Genomic DNA, 20,011 nt, shown 5'->3' with positions numbered 1-20,011 from the left:
GAATGGCACAACATAAAGGCAAAGATTTGTTGGTTGGTGCTGTGGTAGGTACGGTATTGGGGGCGGTATCCGCATTGCTGTTCGCTCCCAAATCGGGACGTGAGCTGCGCGCCGATATTGCGGAAGGATATCAGCAAGTCAGCGAGAAAACCCAGCAAATCGCCGGGGACGTCGCTCAAAAATCGAAACAGCTTGCCTCGAGCGTCGTAGAGACGACTTCCGATTGGGCCGGGAAAGCAAAGGACGCTGCCGTGCAGGCGGGGCAAGGGGTCAAATCGTTCGCCAAAAGCAAAGGAGCTGGCGACGAGGTGGCAGCCGCCGAAGCTTCCGTTGCGGCTACCGCGATCGACCGGGAAGAACAACAATAAACCAAACAACCCTGCTTGTGCGATCGCCGCGCAAGCAGGGTTGTTTTACCATTTGGAGGGGTCGATTTTGCTTGGATCGAGACCTTCCCAAATGTTCTTGATGTTGGCTTTCTCCGGTTCGTCGAATACGAGCCAAGCGGTAGGAAGATAGCGCTCTCCGTATTCGCTTGCCGGTTTGTTGACAATTTTATTGTCTTTGACAAGGACGGTCGAAGATCCCCCGTCCAAATTCGCGGCCGTGACGGCGCCGTGCTCGAGAAATATTTTTTGGATATCGAATAAGGTGGCTCCGATGCTATGTCCCGGCTGACGGCCGTCGATAATGGCGAACATAATCGTACCGTCTTCTTTTTGGGCCATGCTCGTACGCGGGGCGATCCCCCAGCCATCCGCCTGGTTTTTGATCTGGCCGACGCCGTTCACGATGAACTTGGGCGCAAAGGTGACCGCTTCTTGAACGCCCATCTTGATCAGTTCGTTGGGTGAATATTTTCCTGCTACCATGCGGCCTTCGTTATCGATACCGACGATATGGTTCGCCGTGTTCATGCCGCCGTCATTATAAAAGATTTTGCCACCCGACATGACAAGCCCGGTAGGTTGAAAGCCGTTGCCCATCCATTCGGGGTCTACGAAACCGCCGGCATTGACACCTGCCACCGCTCCGAGACGCGACACCATGGAGGACACTTTCTCCCCTTTGCCCACTTTGCCGGGAACGGCGATCCGCAGTTTCTTCGGATCATTGACGATGAGGAGATGGCCCTTGAAGTTCGTTCCTTGAATCGGTTCGATTTCAACGATCGGTTTTTTGACTTCTGCCACTACGGGAACGACCGGATCGGGGGCGATGTGGACAAGCTGTTTGTCCTCGACTTCCGAGTATTTGTCAAACTGTGCCCAATAGCGGTTCACGCGCTTATCCAGCTCTTCGCTGCCGATCAAATATTTGGCCCAGTGCCGATGCTGTGTCGTGATCAGAGTGTCGGCCATCAACAATCGGACGTTCGTTCCAGATTCGGTGAGAAAGAACCAGATGCTGCCGATTATGCCGAAGAAGAACATGAAGAATAAAGTATAAAAGAAAAGAGTAACGAGCGGTGTGGAAGTTTTGCGCTTCTTGCTCTTTTTCTTTTTGTTACCAAGAGCCGTCGCGGGTTGGGTGCGCGTGCTGTCGGATAAAGGTACGGACATAAGCGGTTCCTTTCTGAATAAAAGGTAATTGCCGGAGATCAGCTTATCATTAATAACGAAAAAAAAAGAAAAAAGTTGCAGAATTCTGCCGCTTTTTTCTAATTCAAGTACAGCTGTTTGTTTTCTTTGATCAAAAGCTCGAAGTCGGAGGCAGGCATCGGTTTACTGAATACGTATCCTTGAATTTCGTCGCAGCCTTGCGTAATGAGAAAATCAAGCTGCTCCTTCGTTTCGACACCTTCGGCAAGCGATTTGATTTTGAGACGGTGCGACATGGCGATTAATGCGGTGACGATGGCGGCGTTGTCTTCATCGGAAGTAATGTCGCGGATAAACGACTGATCGATTTTCAGCGTGTGCACCTGGAATCGCTTCAAATAACTTAACGAGGAGTAGCCTGTGCCAAAGTCATCGATGGAAATGCGTACGCCGAGCGCTTTTAGCTTTTGCATCGTATCGGTAATGTACGGGAGGTTGTTCATCGCAATGTTTTCCGTAATCTCCAGACACAGCTGATCCGGGGCAAGGCCCGACTCCTCCAGCGTCTCTGTGACGATCTGTACGAAATTTTGTTGATGGAATTGAATCGCCGAAATGTTGACCGATACGATTAACGGCGGATAGCCCATCTTCAGCCAAGTCCTATTCTGCAGGCACGATTGCTTCAGCACCCAGTTTCCGATCGGTACGATCAGTCCGGTTTCTTCGGCTAGCGGGATGAACTCCGCGGGCGATACGAGTCCCCACTCCGGGTGGAGCCACCGCACAAGCGATTCCATCCCGAACACGCTGCCGTTGCTCAGATTAACAAGAGGCTGGTAATACACTTGAAATTCGCCTCGCTCCAGCGCTTTCCGCAGCTGTATCTCCAGGTTGAGCCGTTGCATCGAACGTTTGTTCATATCCGGTTGGTAATAATGATACGCGTTCCCGCCTTTTTCTTTCGAACGGTACATGGCGATATCCGCATTTTTCAACAGCGTTTCTGTTTCGGCGCCGTCATTCGGATACACGCTGATGCCGATGCTTGCGGTTACGAATAATTCATGGCTCTCAATAACGAACGGTTCTTTAAGCAAGTCTGGGATGCCTCTGGCAAATTGGGCGGCTTCATCGACATGCGTCAGATTCGTTAATAATATGATGAATTCGTCCCCGCCGAAACGGGCTACGACGTCTTTGTCCTTTACATAAACTTGCAATTTGCGCGCCAGCAACTGAAGAAGCTGGTCGCCGACATGATGGCCGAGCGTATCGTTGATAACTTTGAATCGATCAAGATCAAAAAAGACGATAGCCATCATACTGCCGTTTCGCTGCGATTCCTCAAAGTGCGCTTTCAGCTTGTTGTCGAACAGCAGACGATTCGGCAAATTGGTGAGCGAATCGTGATAGGCCATATGTACGATCTTTTCCTCGGCCCGTTTGCGCTCATTCACCGCGCGAATGGTAGCGTAAGATCGAAGCAAATGGTAGTCGTTCGTTTCGCTAACAATTTTGGCGAACAGTTCTTCATGCAGCTCGGGATTGTGTTCGGTTGAAGCATAGTCGCCGGTCTTGATGAGTTGAACGGCGTTCTCGACATGCTCTTTGTGAATGCGGGCGGCAGAGGCCGTCTTGGCATGTTTACGATGATCCGAAGTGAGATAAATGGCCCCTTTCTTCGAATCGTAGGACTGCACATGATTCATATTGACGATATTCGTATTGTCCAGCAGGCGAAACCCGTCCTCAAACAACCATTCTTCCAAGCTGTCGAATGAAAAGTCAAGGTAATATTGCTCGTCTTTGGTATGGATGATCACTTCCCGGTCACGAATTCGGTCAATTTTCACGACGTCGCCAGCGTCAATAACCAGAAGTTCCGACCCTCTTTTGCCATCCCGAGTAACGGGGATTTTCTGCATGATTTCAGCTCCAAGGGATAAAGATTAGGCTGCCGAACGATGGCTCGGCAGCCGTCATTAAAAATATGTATTATTTTTTCAGCAGTTCCTGAGGAGTTTCAGGGCGATTCATGAACGCAGAATTAGTAAAGACAAACAGGGATGCTATGATCAAAAGCGCCACATTTGCAATCTTTGCAATTTTTCTTTTCATCTCCTCACCTCCTCTCAAGTAATATGAACAAGGAGTTGCCTATTCGTGTCAATGTCAGTGTTTGAACTAGAAATGTAGCTGAAAGTAAGGGGGAGTGAATAATGAAATTACTGGAAACAAAGAGAATGCAAAACCATTTTAAAACTGGATAATATTTTGGATTGATCCGGCTAACATCTTGTATGCCATGCGGCGCTTTAAGATACAAAATGATAATGCTGATAATATCAAAGATTAAACCTAGAAAAACATAGTTGAAACTTAAATGAGTTAAAACCGTCAAAACAAGGATGGTAACCAGACAACATGCTAATGAAGAGTTTAGATGCACTCCTCCGCTAAAATATCTCAGTAATAGGAAACATCCTATAGTGGTTATCGATTCCAAGAAATGGTTTGTAAAATAAGAGATAAACAAAGTAGTGCTTATTGCCAATATTGAGTTTATTGACAAGCTAAGCGCGTAAACTAAAACTTGTTCAGAAGCCGCCTGAGGGTAGTTCTCACGGATTGTCTTTGCTATTCTGGTTGCGGAACGATCGATCAAGTTCATCTTTAACAGGCCTCTCGTATTTATCTCTTATGATTTGTTTATTGTGCCGGTACGCGACAAATATACCTATCAAAAAGATAATAACCATAACGATAGTAATAATGTAACTGACTGAGTTCTGATACCAAGAAATTAATTCAAGCTGAATCAGTATGAGACTTAAAACGAGAACCGCTGACAATATGAAGTTGTAGCCTTTAAGTGCTGATTTCGAAGCCAAGTTCTTCGATTTAAATAAAAAACCGAACTTTCTTCGCTGAAGAAGATATATCAAAAAAATAATAATGATGGTTGCTGAGACTTGAACAGACCCGAGTAATAAAGCAGATTCGCGAACTTGGGACTCATCGAATAGTAAGAATTGCTTTCCTATTCCATATAACGCTAATTCGATTATTGAGACTGCTACAAAACCAGGAATACACATTAATAATGAGTAGAAGAAAGGGATTCTATATACTATCATTATAAGAATAATTTCAACTGTGAGAGCAGGTAAAATAGTCAAGTTGCTTACATGATTGATATCTCGAAAATAGAAACTAATAATAGACATTAATAACGCAATGCCGTAGATCTTATGTAAATAATAATAAAACTGAAACCGGAACATTGATAGAGAGAGTACGATCATTGCAGATAACTCGATTGAAGATAAAAGTATTTTAATTGCCAATGACATCGTAACATTTACTCCCTTTACAATATTTTATAAGGAAAAAAGAACCTAGTATATAGTTAAAAAGTCACGGTTTCTACAATTTTTTTATTTGCTTTCGAATTTGAAGGCTTTTTTTAGATTATTTTATCAGTTAATTTTAGTTTAGTATACTTTGATTTTGTACACAAGCACATTATGTCGAATTATGCAGATTTATATTTTAGCTGTCAATAAATTTTTTGATGTCGTATAGTAAAACCTGGCGATCTACGAGTCGCTAATACTAAATTTAGTTGTTGGAGAATTATTATGACCAGAAAAGAACTTTTTATATTAATCGCCTTTTTTGTGTTCATCGGACCGAGACCTTCGGACTTTTATTTACTTAACAATAAGTATTTTATCGGACTTGCTCCGATTATTGTAATTAGTTTGATCGGGTATTGTATGAGAGAGGATATAATACTAACCGACTATAATAAGATTTTAAAAAGTCGCCAGAATGTCATGGCCTATTTTAACTGTTTTCAATTCTCGATTTATGCCCAGGCGGCTACAAGTATTATCTTTGGCACTTCCGTGGGGGCGTACGACGGTATATTGGATTCTTTCGCGATAATGCCCGTATATGCAGTCATTATTGCACCGATCGCTGAAGAGATTGTTTATCGAAAAATTATTTTTTCCTTTTTGAGTAAATTTATGAATTTTTGGATTGCTTCTAGTATATCTTCTACCATATTTGCCTTAGGTCACTTTAATTTAAATCGATTTATCGGGTATTTCATTACCGGAATGATTTTTTGTTACTTTTATAAAAAATCCCAGTCAATATTGCCAATGATGGCAGCACACAGCTCTATTAACTTCATATCTCTACTGGTCACCACTCTAAGAGGTTGATTTAGTCGGTTAACTCTTTCACATAGAGCAAACGGAAAATAATAATTAATAACAACACATCTATAATAAAGTTCAGAATAAGCAGATGCTCAAAACGATATAAAGTAACACAGGCTACGGATACAAACAAAAACTGCACCACCAAAATAATGTTCATTTTCTTTTTAAATTTAATATCCATAATATCCAATCGTTTCTGCCGGGGGATAAATGTGAATCCTATTCGTGTCTTATTTAGTATGTAAGCAACGGCAAAATTGATAAGCGAGACGGCAACCGCCGGGAGTATGACTCCATTTTGCTGAGCTTCAAGAAACGCATCCCATTTAAAATTTGTTATCAATCCGTTAAAACAAATTTCTGTAACCGCACCGACAAAATATGTACTAAGCGCCATTATCGTGGAGTAAAAAAGCTTGAATTTGAATATAAAACTCAAACAAAAAATATAAAAAATAGGTTGAACCAATGTGATTGCGATTTGTAAGGGGTATAATTGCAGTAACAAAGCGATATGTCCCATAAGTATCGAACTGATGATCAGAGGTTTCACATGATCGTGTACTTTTTGTCTAAATAGAACTAAAGACATGATGAAAAATGAAGGCCAAGCTAAAAACATACCGCATATTAGTATCCAAAAATATTGCATAAATCCTCCTATTGATTTAAATTAAATACTCATTCTTCGATCTCACGAGTATAAAAATGATGGAATAATAGAATCATAAACGTGCTTACTGAAGTTAAACCAAACAATACGATTGTATGTAAGAAAAATAGAGTGGATGTCCCAAAGGTTACGATGAATAAACCTGATAATACCATGAAAGCAGTATTGCGTTTAATGTGAGATAGCTTAAAATTTGATATTTTTCGAAACGGAACAAATGTAAACCCAATTCTGAACTTATATAAAGCAATTGAAAGCAGGACATTGACTATCAAAAGATAAAAAAGAGGCAATATTTCATCTGCTTGAGCTAGTTCCAAAAATTTTTCTAAATGGAATCGGGTGTAAATCAAGTAGAGAGACGATTCTGCAATAAAATTAACCATATAAACAGCCAAGGTAACTGTTATTGTATGAAGGAATTGAATTCTGAAAATATAGTAATAAAAAATGATAAAACATATCGGCTGAAACAGAATCATATAATTAGGCAGTTTTAAGGATTGTAATGTAAAAGATATTATCGAAACGTGCGTCATTAAAAGCGAGCACATGATAATTTTGTATGTATGGTCCTTCATTTTTTGTCTAAACAGAATAAGCGTAAATATAAGCATTGAAACCCAGAACATAAAGAATGATACTAACAAAAACAAATAGTTAACCATGTTGCCCCCTAAGACTTAATTTGTCTAATCAAATGTACCGAGCTGTACTCCGCTAAGCTACCGATTCGTTCAAAAGTCGATCCCCAACGTATCAAGTTCATCTCCCAGATACACATAGATTGCATGCGAATTACTCTCTCATCTCCTTCTTAGTATAACGAATGAAATGTAAGGACCATTCGTAAAAAATTCTCTCCCAACAAATTTCCAAAACTGGATAAAGCGATGGTTGAAACCGAAAAAAAACCAGCCGTATCCCCATACTGGCTGTTACAAACGCTATTTCTATGATGTTTTTTTGTAGGATGTTCGAAACAGGCAGAAATGATCCTTATCGCCGGTTATCTTTCGTTCTTAAACGTTTTTCTCAGACGCTGTATACGAGATTTGCGTGCCGGATTTCCCAAACGAGAATTCGAGGCTCTTGCTCGTGTTGACTGCAACATTGCGGAGAATGAGGTCGTGATACTTGCGCTGCTTGATCGCCGATATCGTGACGCCCCGGCCGTTTCCGTCTTCATCGAAAAATAACATGCCGCGGCGTTCGTCGTAATAACGAATTTGATTGAAATTCACGTAAAGATCGGCATCCAGTTTCTTGAAATTGTGCTCCTCCAGCTTGTCCAAAAATGCGCTGAAATCCAGCAAGGATTCGATGCTGTGCACCAGCTTCTCTTGACTCGTATAATACGTCGCATCTTTATTCCCGATCTCGATGTAATGGACATGTTTCAGATCGAGATTCATTTCCGCTTCCGAGTCTTTGGTCGGATTAGGAGCAAGGTCTCCGTTGACAAGATGACCTGCTTTGATCATTAGATCCATATATGGATAACCGTATGCTACCGACAGTTTCTGAAGCGTGTCGGGCGAAGGGGTGATACGGTCATTGGTTGAACGGTTGCGCTCCAGCTCCAGGTCTCGGATATACGCATGAGACAGGCCGCTTTTTCTGGCTGCTTCTCGTAAAGACATGGAACCCCGCAGACTTTCCAGAAATTTTCCAAAATTAACAATAGGTTGTCCCACCAAAATCGACTCCTCTCATCATCTTCTATTGTACTGAACGGAAGGCGGAAAAGAAACAGCAAATCAAAAAGATTATTAATCTGACTAACCATCTATTGACTCCCCGTAATATAGATACTACATTAAAAGTAATATCTTTCAGAAAGTAGATAGAGGGGGGAGAACCGTTGAGAGACAAAAATATGAGCCGATTCAGCACCTATGAATCTTTTCACGTCGAATTGAATGGTTTTAAGATTGCAGATATCGTCCTCACAAGTCATGCCTTAAGCCGGTGGGACGAGCGCGTCGAAACGGATCAAGGCGGTGTCGAGCAGATTTGCGGCTATCTCTGGGACAAATTGAAGCTGAGCCGGGTCCAGCCGTATTATCCGAATGAAAACGACGTATTTTTGATCGATAACGACCTGGTCATGGTCGCCGAGTTCAAGGAACTGAAAGATGAAACGGACATCGCAGGCAATCCGCTTCATAAAATGATTGTAATTACGTTTCTTGGCCGCATATCCGAAGATATCGAACTTAGGGATTTGAAATCTTATTACGCCTGGCTCCGCCATACGCGGAGAATGACGCTGGTTAAGAATGCGCGCAAACGAAAATAACGGGATAAGGGTTCGTCTTTCCGGGCTGGCCCATGCCGGTCTTTTTGCCGTTCTCCAGTTTACCAAAATCATAATGCATAAATTGCTTCCACACGTGGGGAAATTAGGAAGAGCGAGGAAGGAGTTGAGCATTATGGCAAGGGATTTGCCCATTGGTAACGGAGAGGTGCTGATCAATTTTGACACGCACTATAATGTTCGGGATATTTACTATCCTTTTGTGGGTCAAGAAAATCAAGCGCTCGACCATTTGTCCCATTTTGGGGTGTGGACGGCAGAGGACTTTTTCTGGATTGATCATCCCGAGTTGAAAAAGCAAGGCGGATACTTGAACGATTCCATGGTGACGCATGTCGACTGCAAGCATGAGCGGTTAGGACTGACGCTTACGCTGCGCGACGGCGTAGATGTGCAGGAAAACGCATTCATTCGCAAAGTTGTGATCGACAATCATTGGGACCGCGAGCGAACGGTGAAGCTGTACTTCCATCTGGATTTGCACTTGTATGGAAACGGTGTGGGCGACACCGTCTACTTCGAGCCGGAGCTCCAATCGCTTGTGTTTTATAAGGGGCACCGGTATTTGTCGTTATCGTGTCTTTCGCCGGACAAGCCGGGAGCGGCGATATCCTCTTACGCGATCGGTCAAAAGGAAATGAACCGCTTGGAAGGCACGTGGCGCGACGCGGAGGACGGGCAGCTCGGACGCAACCCGATTGCGCAAGGCTCGGTCGACGGAACCGTCGAGCTGGAACTGAACGTCCCGGCGAACGGGTCGAAAGTGGCGTGGTTCTGGATTTGCTTCGGCAAATCGCTTCCTGACATCAGGAAACTCGAACAGAAGGTGCGGAGCGCAGGTCCGCATGCATTTTTGCAGCGTACGTACAACTACTGGCTGCAGTGGCTCGGGCAAGAGCGTCATGATCTGAACCTGCTGGATGAGGAGATGGCTTCCTTCTATAAGCGAAGCTTGCTGATCATTCGAACGAATATGGATAACCGCGGAGCGATCATCGCGGCCAACGACTCGGACATTATGAAATTCGCAAAAGATACGTATTCGTACATGTGGCCGAGAGACGGCGCCTTGATTGCGCACGCGCTGGACCGATCCGGGTACCATGCGCTAACCCGACGTTTCTTTCAATTTTGCAAGCGGGGGATTTCGGAAGAAGGTTTTTTGCAGCACAAATATAATCCCGACGGGTCGGCCGGCTCCAGCTGGCATCCGAGGATCAATGCGAAAGGCGAGAAGCAGCTCCCGATCCAGGAGGATGAAACGGCCCTTGTGCTGTATACGCTGTGGCACCATCATCAGCTGGCGCGTACGTTGGACGAGGCGCGCGAAGATTATGAGCAGCTGGTCGTTCCAGCGGCCGATTTCATATCGTCTTATGTGGACGCCTCCGGATTGCCGCTTCCTTCCTACGATTTGTGGGAGGAGCGTTACGGGGTGCATTTGTTTACGGCAGCGAGCGTATATGCGGGACTTCTGGCGGCGTCCGGATTCGCGAAGGCTTTCAGGGACAAACAGCGCTCCGGACGTTATAAAGAGCAGGCGGAGCGCGTGAAAAAAGCGGTAGAGGAGCAAATGTTCTTCGAAGCGGAAAACCGGTTCGTTCGGTCGCTGTATTGGAACGAGGAGAAGCAAGCGAATGATCAGGATTTGACGCTCGATGCGAGCATGTATGCGGTGTTCGATTTTGAGCTGCTTCCTGCGGAAGACCCGCGCGTCGTATCGACGATGAAGGCGATTCGGGAGCGGTTGTGGGTTCAGACGGACGTAGGCGGGCTGGCCCGCTACACGAATGATTACTACCATCAGGTGACGAAAGATACGGCGAAAGTGCCGGGCAATCCTTGGTTTATTTGCACGCTCTGGTATGCGGAATGGGTAATTGCCGTAGCAAAGAGCGAGGCGGAGATGAAAGAAGCGGCTGACCTTCTGAAATGGACGATACGGCATTCGCTCTATTCCGGCATCCTTGCGGAGCAGGTGAATCCGTTCACAGGCGAGCCGTTATCTGTATCGCCGCTGACGTGGTCGCACGCTTCGTTCATAAAGGTGGCGCAGGAATATATGGCCAAGCTGAAGCTGTTCCGGTATCAGGCGCGCGGCAAAGAGGACCAGAGCGATGCGAAACTGCTGCAAAAAGCGGGTGAGCGGAATTGAAGGCGGTGCGTGTAACCGGGCTGGCTGCGGAAGGCGCGGAGTCGGCCCCCGGGGCAAAGCGGCTCGAGCTGTGTGATGTGGCGCGGCCGGAGCGGCGCACGCCTTCGGACGTCTTGGTGCGCGTCCTGTGTGTTGGCCTGGACGGGACGGACCGCGAGATTGTAACGGAAAAGTACGGCGTTCCTCCGGCAGGGGAAACCGCGCTTACGATCGGGCATGAGTCGCTCGGAGTTGTCGTGGAAGCCGCCACGGACAGCTTCTTGAAGCCGGGGGATGCGGTTTGCGCCTTGGTACGCAGGCCGTGCTCCGATCCGGACTGTACGGCTTGCCGCAACGGCCAGCAAGATTTTTGCGAGAGCGGCAATTACGTGGAACGCGGAATCAAAGGCGCGAACGGCTATTTGTCGGAATATTACGTCGAAGACGCAAGATTCCTTGTTAAAGTGCCGGTCTCAGCGATGGCATACGGTGTGCTTGCCGAGCCGCAAAGCATTGTGGAAAAAGTGTGGGATGAGGTGCAGCGGATCCAGCAGCGTCTCGTATGGCAGCCCCAAACGGCGGTCGTGCTCGGTTCCGGGCCGCTAGGCTTGCTCGCGGCGTTCACTTGCCGGTGCCTGGGGCTGGAAACGATCGTCTGGTCGAAATCGCCGCAGGATTCGGCGGGAGCCGCGCTGGTTCGGGACTGCGGTGTGGTGTACAAGGAGGCGGAAAGCAACAGTGGCAGCGAATCGGCATCGCTGAACGACTACTTGCGCCAAGCGGGCAAGCGCGCAGATCTCATCTTCGAATGCACGGGCTACAGCCCGCTCGCCTTCGAGGCGATGACGGCGCTCGGGCCGAACGGCGTGCTCGCTTTGCTCGGCGTTACGCCGGGCAACCGAAGCATCCAGCTCCCCGCCGATCGGGTCAATCAGGGACTAGTGCTCGAGAACAAGTGCGTGCTCGGTTCAGTGAACGCGTCGCGCAAAGATTTCGAGACCGGACTGTTCCGTCTGCAGCAGATCGAAGCGAAGTTTCCGGGCCTGCTCCGGCGACTTGTGACGGACCGGTTGAAGCTGGAGGATGTATCCGGGCTGGACTTCAGCCGGATCGGCATCAAAGCGGTCATAGATCTTGTACCGCAGGAACAGTGGACGGAGCTCGTCAATCAAGCCGGCGGTGAAGCGGTTTACAGTTTTTCTGTCTAATTCCATTTGAACAAGCCCATTCCGATAGCGGATGGGCTTTTGTGTGTGCGATTTTTTAAAGGCAGCGCGATATGCCGGTTTGGAAAAAACAACGACGGCTAGGGGCGGCGATTCCGGGCATACCGAATATATAAGCCGGCGCCAATGCCGCTCAAGGTTACTACGGAAGCGAACAATGGGATGCCCCAGTGCAGTTCGGGATAGCGGGGCGGCGCCGGGAACGTGCTGCCGTTCGGGAACGAAGCGACATCCAGCTTACTCTTCTCCCAAAGGTCCGTTCTTCCGCACAAATTAGCGGTAAGCTTGCCTGATTGATCCGTGGCGTACACCAAGTACTCTTGGCCTCGTTGCATCGGAATCCAAATCGTGCTTACCTGTACTTGAATCCAGGAGCCGACAACACCTTTCCAGCTTTCCCGAACCTGAAACGTAAGCTTGTCGTTATTCTCTTTCACTACGGTGCCGCGAAACACGACCGTGCTCCGCTCGAATTCTTCAGCCACTGTCGGTCCTTTGGAGCATGAGAGCGCATGCACTCCGCGCGGCGAATAAGCCATAAGCAGCAAAAGAAGCGTCAGGAAGGCGGTCGTCCTTCTGGAAAAGAAATACGGTTTCTGACGCATAAGTGGTATCTCCCCCGGTCATGTCATGATTGTGCTACTCTTCAGACGGGGAGGTTTGACATAAAGTTGCACGCTTTACATACAGTCGTACGGATTATACCCCTGATCGTGACGATAATCGGTGGGCGACTTGCCGAACCACTTTTTGAACTGTTTCGAGAAGTATAGCGCATCGACGAAACCGACAGAGGATGCGACTTGTTCGACGGTCAGCGGTTCCTGCAGCAGCAGCTTGGCACGCTCCATGCGAATTTTGAGCAAATATTGCATGGGCGACAAGCCGGTGTGCTGCTTGAACATTTTGGATAAATGCGTTCGATGGTAGCCGAGAGACTGCGCCATCTGTTCGATTGAGATCGGCTGGTAATACTGCAACGTAAGCCAGCGAATCGCTTGTTCCACCTGCTGGCCGATCGCGGACGCTTCCTCGTTCGGCACGTCTTCCTCCGCCTGATCCTGGGCGTACTCAGCGAATAGCAGCCGCAAATAGCCTCCGGCTTGCATATCGGCGCCGGCAACGCCCGTCTGGAGCGTTCTCTCGATCCGGTGAAACAGCGCCGCCATCCTGCGCTGATGTCTAGACACAGTGACCGGCTGCTGCGGAGTTACGCCGAACTGCTGCACGAATTCATCCGCACGGGAACCTTTAAAGCCGATCCAGCGGTAACTCCAAGGCTCCGTCTCATCGGATGCGTAGCTGACAAGCTCTCCTGGCGAAATGAAGAAGCTGTGCCCCTTCTCCAGCCGATAATCCCGGCCCAGGCAGCGAAAGACGCCTTTGCCCGACATAACCAAATGTACCAAATGATAATCGAGCACCTGCGGCCCCACTTTGTGGGAAGGTTTGGTTTGGGCGTGTCCGCTGAATAAAACCGTCAGCTCTCCCCGATCCGGCTGTGGATTAAACGCGGAAAAATGATGAACATGTACCATATGGATCACCTCGCACAGTTCTGATATGATGGAAGAAGAAGGGAGAATCCTACATATGAATTGGAAAACATTTGTCCGGGAGAACGGACTGCATCTATCGTGGGTCGTAGCGCTTACGGCAACGCTCGGAAGTCTTTATTTTTCGGAAATCATGCATTACACGCCCTGCAAGCTATGTTGGTATCAGCGCATTTTAATGTATCCTCTCGTGATTATACTGGGCATCGCCGCTGTGCGCAAGGAACGACATATGTACTTGTACATTTTGCCGATGACGGTATGGGGGGCCGGCATTTCGCTCTATCACTATCTGATGCAAAAGACGGATTGGTTTAAAAGCGGCGCAGCCGCCTGCGGCCCGGTCCCGTGCGATGTCGATTTCATCAATTGGTTCGGATTCGTGACGATTCCATTCCTCGCTTTGACTGCCTTTGTGATCATTACGGTGCTGCAAATTTTGACTTGGGTAGCCAATCGGAAATAATCTAGCAGATGTAACGCACTACATTTGTCCATACATAAATGGTTTGTGTCCATATGCATTCCCGCGGAGTAGGAGTATAGTCAAATCGTGGCTTGATACTTACAATAACCCAAAAAACCGGGAGGCTAGGGACGAATGTCAAAAATTACTTTTTTAGGTGCGGGAAGCACGGTTTTCGCAAAAAATGTGCTGGGTGACGTGATGATGACCCCGTCGCTGCAAGAATTCGAGCTTGCTTTGTTCGATATCGATCCGGTGCGCCTGAAAGACTCGGAAAATATGCTGAACAACCTCAAATTATCGCTCGGCAGCGGCTGCAAAGTAAAAGCATACTCCGACCGTAAGGAAGCACTGCGCGGCGCGAAGTATGTCGTTAATGCGATTCAGGTCGGCGGCTACGATCCGTGCACGATTACCGATTTCGAGATTCCGAAAAAATACGGCTTGCGCCAGACGATTGCGGACACCCTCGGCATCGGCGGCATTTTCCGCAACCTGCGCACGATCCCGGTCATGCTCGATTTTGCCAAAGACATTCAGGAAGTTTGTCCGGATGCCTGGTTCCTCAACTATACAAACCCGATGGCTGTACTGACGAACGCCATGATTACATACGGCGGGGTGAAAACCGTCGGACTGTGTCACAGTGTGCAGGTGTGCATGCCGCATCTGTTCAAGACGCTGGGGATCGATACGGCCGGCGTACAGACGAAAATCGCCGGCATCAACCATATGGCCTGGCTGCTTGAAGTTACTAAGGACGGCGTCGATCTGTATCCGGAAATCAAACGTCTCGCCAAGGAAAAGCAGAAGGAAATTCACAAGGACATGGTTCGCTTCGAGCTCATGTTCCGCTTTGGATACTATGTAACGGAATCTTCAGAGCATAATGCCGAGTACCATCCGTATTTCATCAAGAAAAATTACCCGGAATTGATCGAGCGGTTCAACATTCCGCTGGACGAATATCCGAGACGCTGTATCCGTCAAATCGAAAAATGGAAGACGATGCGTGAAGAGCTTGTCAACAACAAAAATTTGGAGCACAACCGTTCGAAGGAGTACGCATCCTTTATCTTCGATGCGATGGAAACGAACGTGCCGTACAAAATCGGCGGCAACGTCATGAACACTGGTCTGATCACGAACTTGCCGAAGGAAGCTTGCGTGGAAGTTCCATGCCTGGTCGATTCCAGCGGGGTAACTCCGACCTACGTCGGCGATTTGCCGCCGCAGCTCGCCGCGCTGAACCGCACCAACATCAATACGCAGCTGCTTACGCTGGAAGCGGCGATTACGAAGAAGAAAGAGCATATTTACCACGCCGCGCTGCTGGATCCGCATACTGCAGCGGAGCTGTCGATCGACGATATCGTTGCACTTTGCGACGATTTGATCGAAGCGCATGGCGACTGGCTGCCGAAATTTCACTAAGAGGATGATATCGAAGAGAACCGCTGCCGCGGTTCTTTTCGGCGTTTATGCAATCATGCGACCGGACGGCAGCGTATGATGCTTAACGGTTTGTCGCGCTTTTTTTTAAAAGGAAGCGCTTTCATTTGGAATGGATGCATAGTAACTCCTAATGCTTTGGTATATAATAGATAATATAATATATATCCATCTCGTTCCAGTTTATACATCATCCGTGCAACCGCCGCCAGGGTACGATTTTAAATTCGAAGTTGATATCCTGCCGTCCCACGGCAGGATTGTACTATGTTATCCGCTGTTTTTAGTTCCGTTTCATGAAGCGACTTCAAATTACAACGGATGGAAGATCGGCAATGGTGGTCGCGCGCTTGGCGATCGCCTTGCTATGGCATGAGGATGAGGGCTTGGTGCCCAAGGCAATCCGTTAACGGACGAGACGCTTATCGAATCTTCAATGAAAGGAGCGATGACATGCAACGAAACGATACGTCTGACGAACAAAACAATCATTTAACGCGGCTTGCGTCGGTCGGGCAAATTGCGGCGGGAATCGCCCATGAAGTTCGCAATCCGCTCACGGCGGTTAAAGGGTTCCTGCAGCTGCTGCAGGAACAATCTCCTCATACATACTTAGATATAGCCCATCAGGAATTGGATAACGCCATTTCCACCTTGCAAGATTTGCTTAACGTCTCCAAACCGGACCTGGATGACGAACCGTATCAAAGGATGAGTCTGTGCGTGGAGCTGGACGCTTTGTTGAACTTATTTCAAGACAAAATGTATAAGATCCGGGTCGAACGGAAGTACGAGGATGTTGAGCTGGAAATTATGGGGAGGAAAAATCAGCTTAAACGTGCCATTTTCAATGTTATAAAAAATGCATTCGAGTCGATTCAAGATAAAGGGACCGTTGTCGTCCGTCATCGTTTGGATGTAGACGGGAAGCACGTCCAGATCGTGATCTCCGATACGGGGAGCGGCATTCCGAAAGAGAAGCTGATGCTGCTGGGGACGCCGTTTTTTTCAACGAAATCGGAAGGTACGGGTATGGGTCTCGTGCAAGTGTTCTCAACCATTTATCAGCATGGCGGGACGATTGATGTAGACAGCGTCGAGTCCCAAGGAACCACTTTTCGAATTAGAGTTCCGATTGAAATATCGAGGGTAACGGGAGTGGTTGAATTGGACTTGGTATATCATTCGGAGATGAGCCTGGAAGAATTCATGCTCCACAACAAAGAAGTGTTCGAAGAATCATTGCTGGACGAGGCCGTTAATCTTCGAGAACTGCTTGTCGATATCAAAACCATCGGCAACATCGACCTTTTGCAAAATGCCCATAAACTGGTCATCTATCTGATTCGCAACCAGCATTACGAAATTATGAATTTCGCCAAAGAAGAAGGGGAGTTATGGGCCAAACAGCCGTCGCTCAATCTGTCCGTCAAATTGGAATGGTTTCAATCGATTCGTCAGGTGCTCTGGAGCTTCCTGTACAATTTTGACCGATTGAGCGGGGCCGCCGTTACAAGGGAGAGCTATTATTCGCAGGAAAGGCAGATCAACAGCATGCTGGATATATTTCTACGGCAATTTGTCGTCAGCTATACGACCATCAAAGATGAGTTGATCCAAGCCCACAAGGAGATGATTGACGATCTCTCCGTACCGATCATCCCGCTGTCTTCTTCCATTTCCATCTTGCCTTTGCTGGGGGCGGTGGATGCGCACCGGGCAAAGATGATCCGTGAGAAAGTGCTGGAGCAAATCGGGAAGCTGCAAATCCAGACGTTATTGATCGACATGTCAGGCGTAGCGTTCCTGGATGCGACCGTTGCCGATCATTTGTTTAAAATATTGAACGGAATCGGCTTTATGGGATGCAACGCCGTCATTACAGGGATACGTCCCGAGATTGCAAATACGATGGTTGAGCTCGGCATTCAATTCAATGACAGAATCAAAACGAAGGCAACGCTGCAGCAGGCCTTTGAAGAAATCAACTCATCTGCCATGCTATAGGTCCCAGGATCGGCTTGTGAGTCTGTCTTGATGCAGCCCATCTCCTGGGCAGCCGGCAGTTTTCGTTGCCAGAACATGCGTCGTTTGGTAAAATTATAGATACGAACAGGAATTCGCTTTGCGCACAGGCTAAGCTTACTGACCTTCAGTGGACGGTAAAGCGCTGAATCGTTGGCAGGATGGACAAGCGATGAAGCTTGCAGCCGCACCGGCGAGGTTGCGCGATTGTCGGAAGGGGACATACGATGAAGAAAACGGCCAGAAGCTTCATATTGACAGCGACGATTGCCGCGCTGCTCGTTTCCTGCAGTTCGAACCGGGAACAAGCCGCTCAAGTTTCGAAGGATACGCCAGGCCATTCGGTGAACAACCAAGTTCATCCGCCGGATCCGGTCATTCCCTCGCCTCCGGCAACTTCGATCAATACGGAGACGCCGAAGGATGACAAGGCGAAGGAACCGCCGATGAAGGAACCGGTGCAAGAACCGGCCAAAGAGCCAAGCAAAGAGCCGGTAAAGACGGCCCCTGCGCAGACGGCGACGAGCTCCGTATACGGGGGCTCGAAGGAATCGTCGAAATCCGATCCCGGCAACCGGAAAGAACTTTCCTGGTACTATATGAAGAAGAAGAAGGGACAAGTTCCCGATTTTCCGCACGAAACGAAATCGTTTACCAAAGATATGAAGGCATTGTGGGTAGGGACCGGGAAGAAAGTATATTTGACGATCGATACGGGCGGTCCGCTCGGAGACACCGCTACGCTGGTGAAGTCGCTCAAGGATAACGACGCCAAAGCCAACTTTTTCATTGCCGGATACAACGTGAAGAAAGATCCGGATTTCGTTCGCACGTTAGTGGCGGACGGCCATTTGGTGGCGAATCATACGATGACGCATACCGATATGAATCTGCAAACGGACGAGCAGATTCGCAAAGAGATTCAAGATTACGAGAAGCTGTACAAAGAAGTGACAGGCAAAGACATTCAGCCTTATTTCCGTTTTCCTTACGGAAAATATAATACGCATATATTAAAGCTGGTTTCGGACATGGGATACTCCTCGGTCTTCTGGTCGACTGCGATGCGCGACTGGGAACCGCGCAAGAACGGAGCTGAAGATCCGTATAACGATATTATGAATAATTTGCATGACGGCAATATTATTTTGATGCACCAGGGTTCTCCCGAAAATATTGAGGCGCTTGATCGGATTATTAAAGCCGTAAAAAAGGCCGGTTACGAATTCGCGCTGTTAACCGACATCGATCCGCCCAAATAATCGATTGTGCACTCATTTGAAAATACATCATCCGCTGCTGCAACAGCGGGTTTTATTTTTTACCCGGTTTTGATAATATGATAAGATTCGGGCATGTCTACCGTCCCGATCGTCATGGTACCTTTCGTTTCAATCGTTCATAACTTATAACTATAATGGTTTCATTACTTCTAAGACAAAGGAAGCGAATATGTCGTGCAGCAAGCCATTGCCATACTGGATTCAGGAGTCGGCGGATTGACCGTGGCCAAAGAGGTCATGAGACAACTGCCGCAGGAAAAAATCATATATTTCGGCGATACAGCGCGGACGCCGTACGGGCCTAGACCGGCTGAGGAAATTTCCCGTTTCACCCATCAAATCGTAGATTACTTGCTGCAATTTCATCCGAAAATGATCGTAATCGCCTGCAACACGGCTACGGCCATCGCGATCGAAGAAATCCGGGCCAGGCTCACCATCCCGGTGGTCGGGGTCATTCATCCCGGAGCGAGAGCGGCGATCAAGTCGACAAGAAATCAGCAGATCGGTGTCATCGGGACCGAAGGGACGATCAAGAGCAGTGCATATGAAATGGCATTGCGCCAAATCTCCCCGCAAATTCAGGTCGTCAGCCTTGCCTGCCCGTCCTTTGTGCCGCTTGTGGAACGCGGGATGTTCCGCACGGATGAGACAACAAGAGTCGTGGAAGAATCGCTGTCGGAGCTGCGAAATTATCCGATCGATTCTTTAATATTGGGCTGCACGCATTATCCGTTCCTGGCCGATATTATCGGATCGGTGATGGGATCGCATGTGACGCTGATCAGCTCGGCGGACGAGACGGCAAGGGAAATCAGTACGATTTTGTACCATAAAGGCATGCTGGCTACCTCAAACGCAGTGCCAGTGCATCAGTTTTTTTGCAGCGGCGACCCGCGCCTGTTCAAATCGATTGCGCAAACATGGTTAAACGAGCAAATTAAAGTAACACCGGTCGTCTGGCAAGTCCCGAATATTATATAATGGTCCGGCATACACATAAGCACACCTGAGGGCATAAGCCCAAGGTGCTTGCTGCAGCCGGTTGATCTATCGCGTTTAGGTTCCCTGCAGCGAATATGTTCGGGAGGGTTGTC

Annotated in this window: 18 protein-coding genes; 10 read left to right on the top strand and 8 right to left on the bottom strand. The window is 47.9% G+C overall.

Annotation, left to right across the window (positions count from 1 at the left end):
- Positions 1-2: 2 nt before the first annotated feature.
- A complete protein-coding gene (locus ACFQI7_RS22270; protein ID WP_218102881.1) occupies positions 3-368 on the top strand; it encodes a YtxH domain-containing protein in 366 nt (121 codons plus the stop codon).
- A gap of 45 nt (positions 369-413) precedes the next feature.
- On the opposite strand, the gene ACFQI7_RS22265 is transcribed toward ACFQI7_RS22270, so the two are convergent.
- From ACFQI7_RS22265 to ACFQI7_RS22250, 4 genes are all read right to left on the bottom strand, one after another.
- Positions 414-1,562, bottom strand: coding sequence for a phosphodiester glycosidase family protein (locus ACFQI7_RS22265; RefSeq protein WP_218102882.1), 1,149 nt, complete (start codon positions 1,560-1,562; stop codon positions 414-416).
- A 98-nt stretch (positions 1,563-1,660) separates the two neighbouring features.
- Positions 1,661-3,469 (bottom strand): putative bifunctional diguanylate cyclase/phosphodiesterase, encoded by a 1,809-nt coding sequence (locus ACFQI7_RS22260; protein WP_218102883.1) that lies wholly within the window; start codon positions 3,467-3,469, stop codon positions 1,661-1,663.
- Between the two features lie 70 nt (positions 3,470-3,539).
- On the bottom strand, positions 3,540-3,662 hold the full coding sequence (locus tag ACFQI7_RS22255; RefSeq protein WP_218102884.1) for a cyclic lactone autoinducer peptide: 123 nt from the start codon (positions 3,660-3,662) through the stop codon (positions 3,540-3,542).
- Between the two features lie 4 nt (positions 3,663-3,666).
- A complete protein-coding gene (locus ACFQI7_RS22250; RefSeq protein WP_218102885.1) occupies positions 3,667-4,215 on the bottom strand; it encodes an accessory gene regulator B family protein in 549 nt (182 codons plus the stop codon).
- A 970-nt stretch (positions 4,216-5,185) separates the two neighbouring features.
- Here ACFQI7_RS22250 and ACFQI7_RS22245 point away from each other — a divergent pair.
- The gene (locus ACFQI7_RS22245; RefSeq protein ID WP_377517615.1) at positions 5,186-5,779 is read left to right on the top strand and encodes a CPBP family intramembrane glutamic endopeptidase; all 594 of its coding nucleotides are present in this window, start codon (positions 5,186-5,188) and stop codon (positions 5,777-5,779) included.
- A 1-nt stretch (position 5,780) separates the two neighbouring features.
- On the opposite strand, the gene ACFQI7_RS22240 is transcribed toward ACFQI7_RS22245, so the two are convergent.
- Complete coding sequence (locus tag ACFQI7_RS22240) at positions 5,781-6,431, bottom strand: hypothetical protein (protein ID WP_377517613.1); 651 nt, start codon at positions 6,429-6,431, stop codon at positions 5,781-5,783.
- 1,043 nt (positions 6,432-7,474) lie between these two features.
- A complete protein-coding gene (locus ACFQI7_RS22235) occupies positions 7,475-8,149 on the bottom strand; it encodes a helix-turn-helix domain-containing protein (RefSeq protein WP_218101001.1) in 675 nt (224 codons plus the stop codon).
- Between the two features lie 167 nt (positions 8,150-8,316).
- On the opposite strand from ACFQI7_RS22235, the gene ACFQI7_RS22230 reads away from it, so the two are divergent.
- From ACFQI7_RS22230 to ACFQI7_RS22220, 3 genes are all read left to right on the top strand, one after another.
- On the top strand, positions 8,317-8,754 hold the full coding sequence (locus tag ACFQI7_RS22230) for a hypothetical protein (RefSeq protein ID WP_218101002.1): 438 nt from the start codon (positions 8,317-8,319) through the stop codon (positions 8,752-8,754).
- Positions 8,755-8,887: 133 nt separating this feature from the next.
- Positions 8,888-10,927: a glycoside hydrolase family 15 protein gene (locus ACFQI7_RS22225; RefSeq protein WP_218101003.1), complete on the top strand. Its 2,040-nt coding sequence runs from the start codon at positions 8,888-8,890 to the stop codon at positions 10,925-10,927.
- Between the two features lie 5 nt (positions 10,928-10,932).
- Positions 10,933-12,114 (top strand): glucose 1-dehydrogenase, encoded by a 1,182-nt coding sequence (locus ACFQI7_RS22220; protein ID WP_230415325.1) that lies wholly within the window; start codon positions 10,933-10,935, stop codon positions 12,112-12,114.
- Positions 12,115-12,212: 98 nt separating this feature from the next.
- Here the strand turns inward: ACFQI7_RS22220 and ACFQI7_RS22215 are convergent, their stop codons facing one another.
- Complete coding sequence (locus ACFQI7_RS22215; RefSeq protein WP_218101005.1) at positions 12,213-12,737, bottom strand: hypothetical protein; 525 nt, start codon at positions 12,735-12,737, stop codon at positions 12,213-12,215.
- A 75-nt stretch (positions 12,738-12,812) separates the two neighbouring features.
- Complete coding sequence (locus tag ACFQI7_RS22210) at positions 12,813-13,670, bottom strand: AraC family transcriptional regulator (RefSeq protein ID WP_218101006.1); 858 nt, start codon at positions 13,668-13,670, stop codon at positions 12,813-12,815.
- Between the two features lie 55 nt (positions 13,671-13,725).
- Between ACFQI7_RS22210 and ACFQI7_RS22205 the strand changes: the two genes are divergently transcribed.
- From ACFQI7_RS22205 to racE, 5 genes are all read left to right on the top strand, one after another.
- On the top strand, positions 13,726-14,154 hold the full coding sequence (locus tag ACFQI7_RS22205; RefSeq protein WP_218101007.1) for a disulfide oxidoreductase: 429 nt from the start codon (positions 13,726-13,728) through the stop codon (positions 14,152-14,154).
- 135 nt (positions 14,155-14,289) lie between these two features.
- Positions 14,290-15,588 (top strand): alpha-glucosidase/alpha-galactosidase, encoded by a 1,299-nt coding sequence (melA, locus tag ACFQI7_RS22200; RefSeq protein ID WP_218101008.1) that lies wholly within the window; start codon positions 14,290-14,292, stop codon positions 15,586-15,588.
- A gap of 471 nt (positions 15,589-16,059) precedes the next feature.
- Complete coding sequence (locus ACFQI7_RS22195) at positions 16,060-17,613, top strand: ATP-binding protein (protein ID WP_218101009.1); 1,554 nt, start codon at positions 16,060-16,062, stop codon at positions 17,611-17,613.
- A 245-nt stretch (positions 17,614-17,858) separates the two neighbouring features.
- The gene (locus ACFQI7_RS22190) at positions 17,859-18,893 is read left to right on the top strand and encodes a polysaccharide deacetylase family protein (RefSeq protein WP_218101010.1); all 1,035 of its coding nucleotides are present in this window, start codon (positions 17,859-17,861) and stop codon (positions 18,891-18,893) included.
- A 195-nt stretch (positions 18,894-19,088) separates the two neighbouring features.
- Entirely contained in the window at positions 19,089-19,898 is an 810-nt protein-coding gene (gene racE / locus ACFQI7_RS22185) for a glutamate racemase (protein WP_218101011.1), read from the top strand.
- Positions 19,899-20,011: the final 113 nt, after the last annotated feature.

Source organism: Paenibacillus allorhizosphaerae (genome assembly GCF_042659105.1).
GTDB lineage: Bacteria > Bacillota > Bacilli > Paenibacillales > NBRC-103111 > Paenibacillus_G > Paenibacillus_G allorhizosphaerae.
This window is presented reverse-complemented; position numbering and strand designations above follow the sequence as displayed.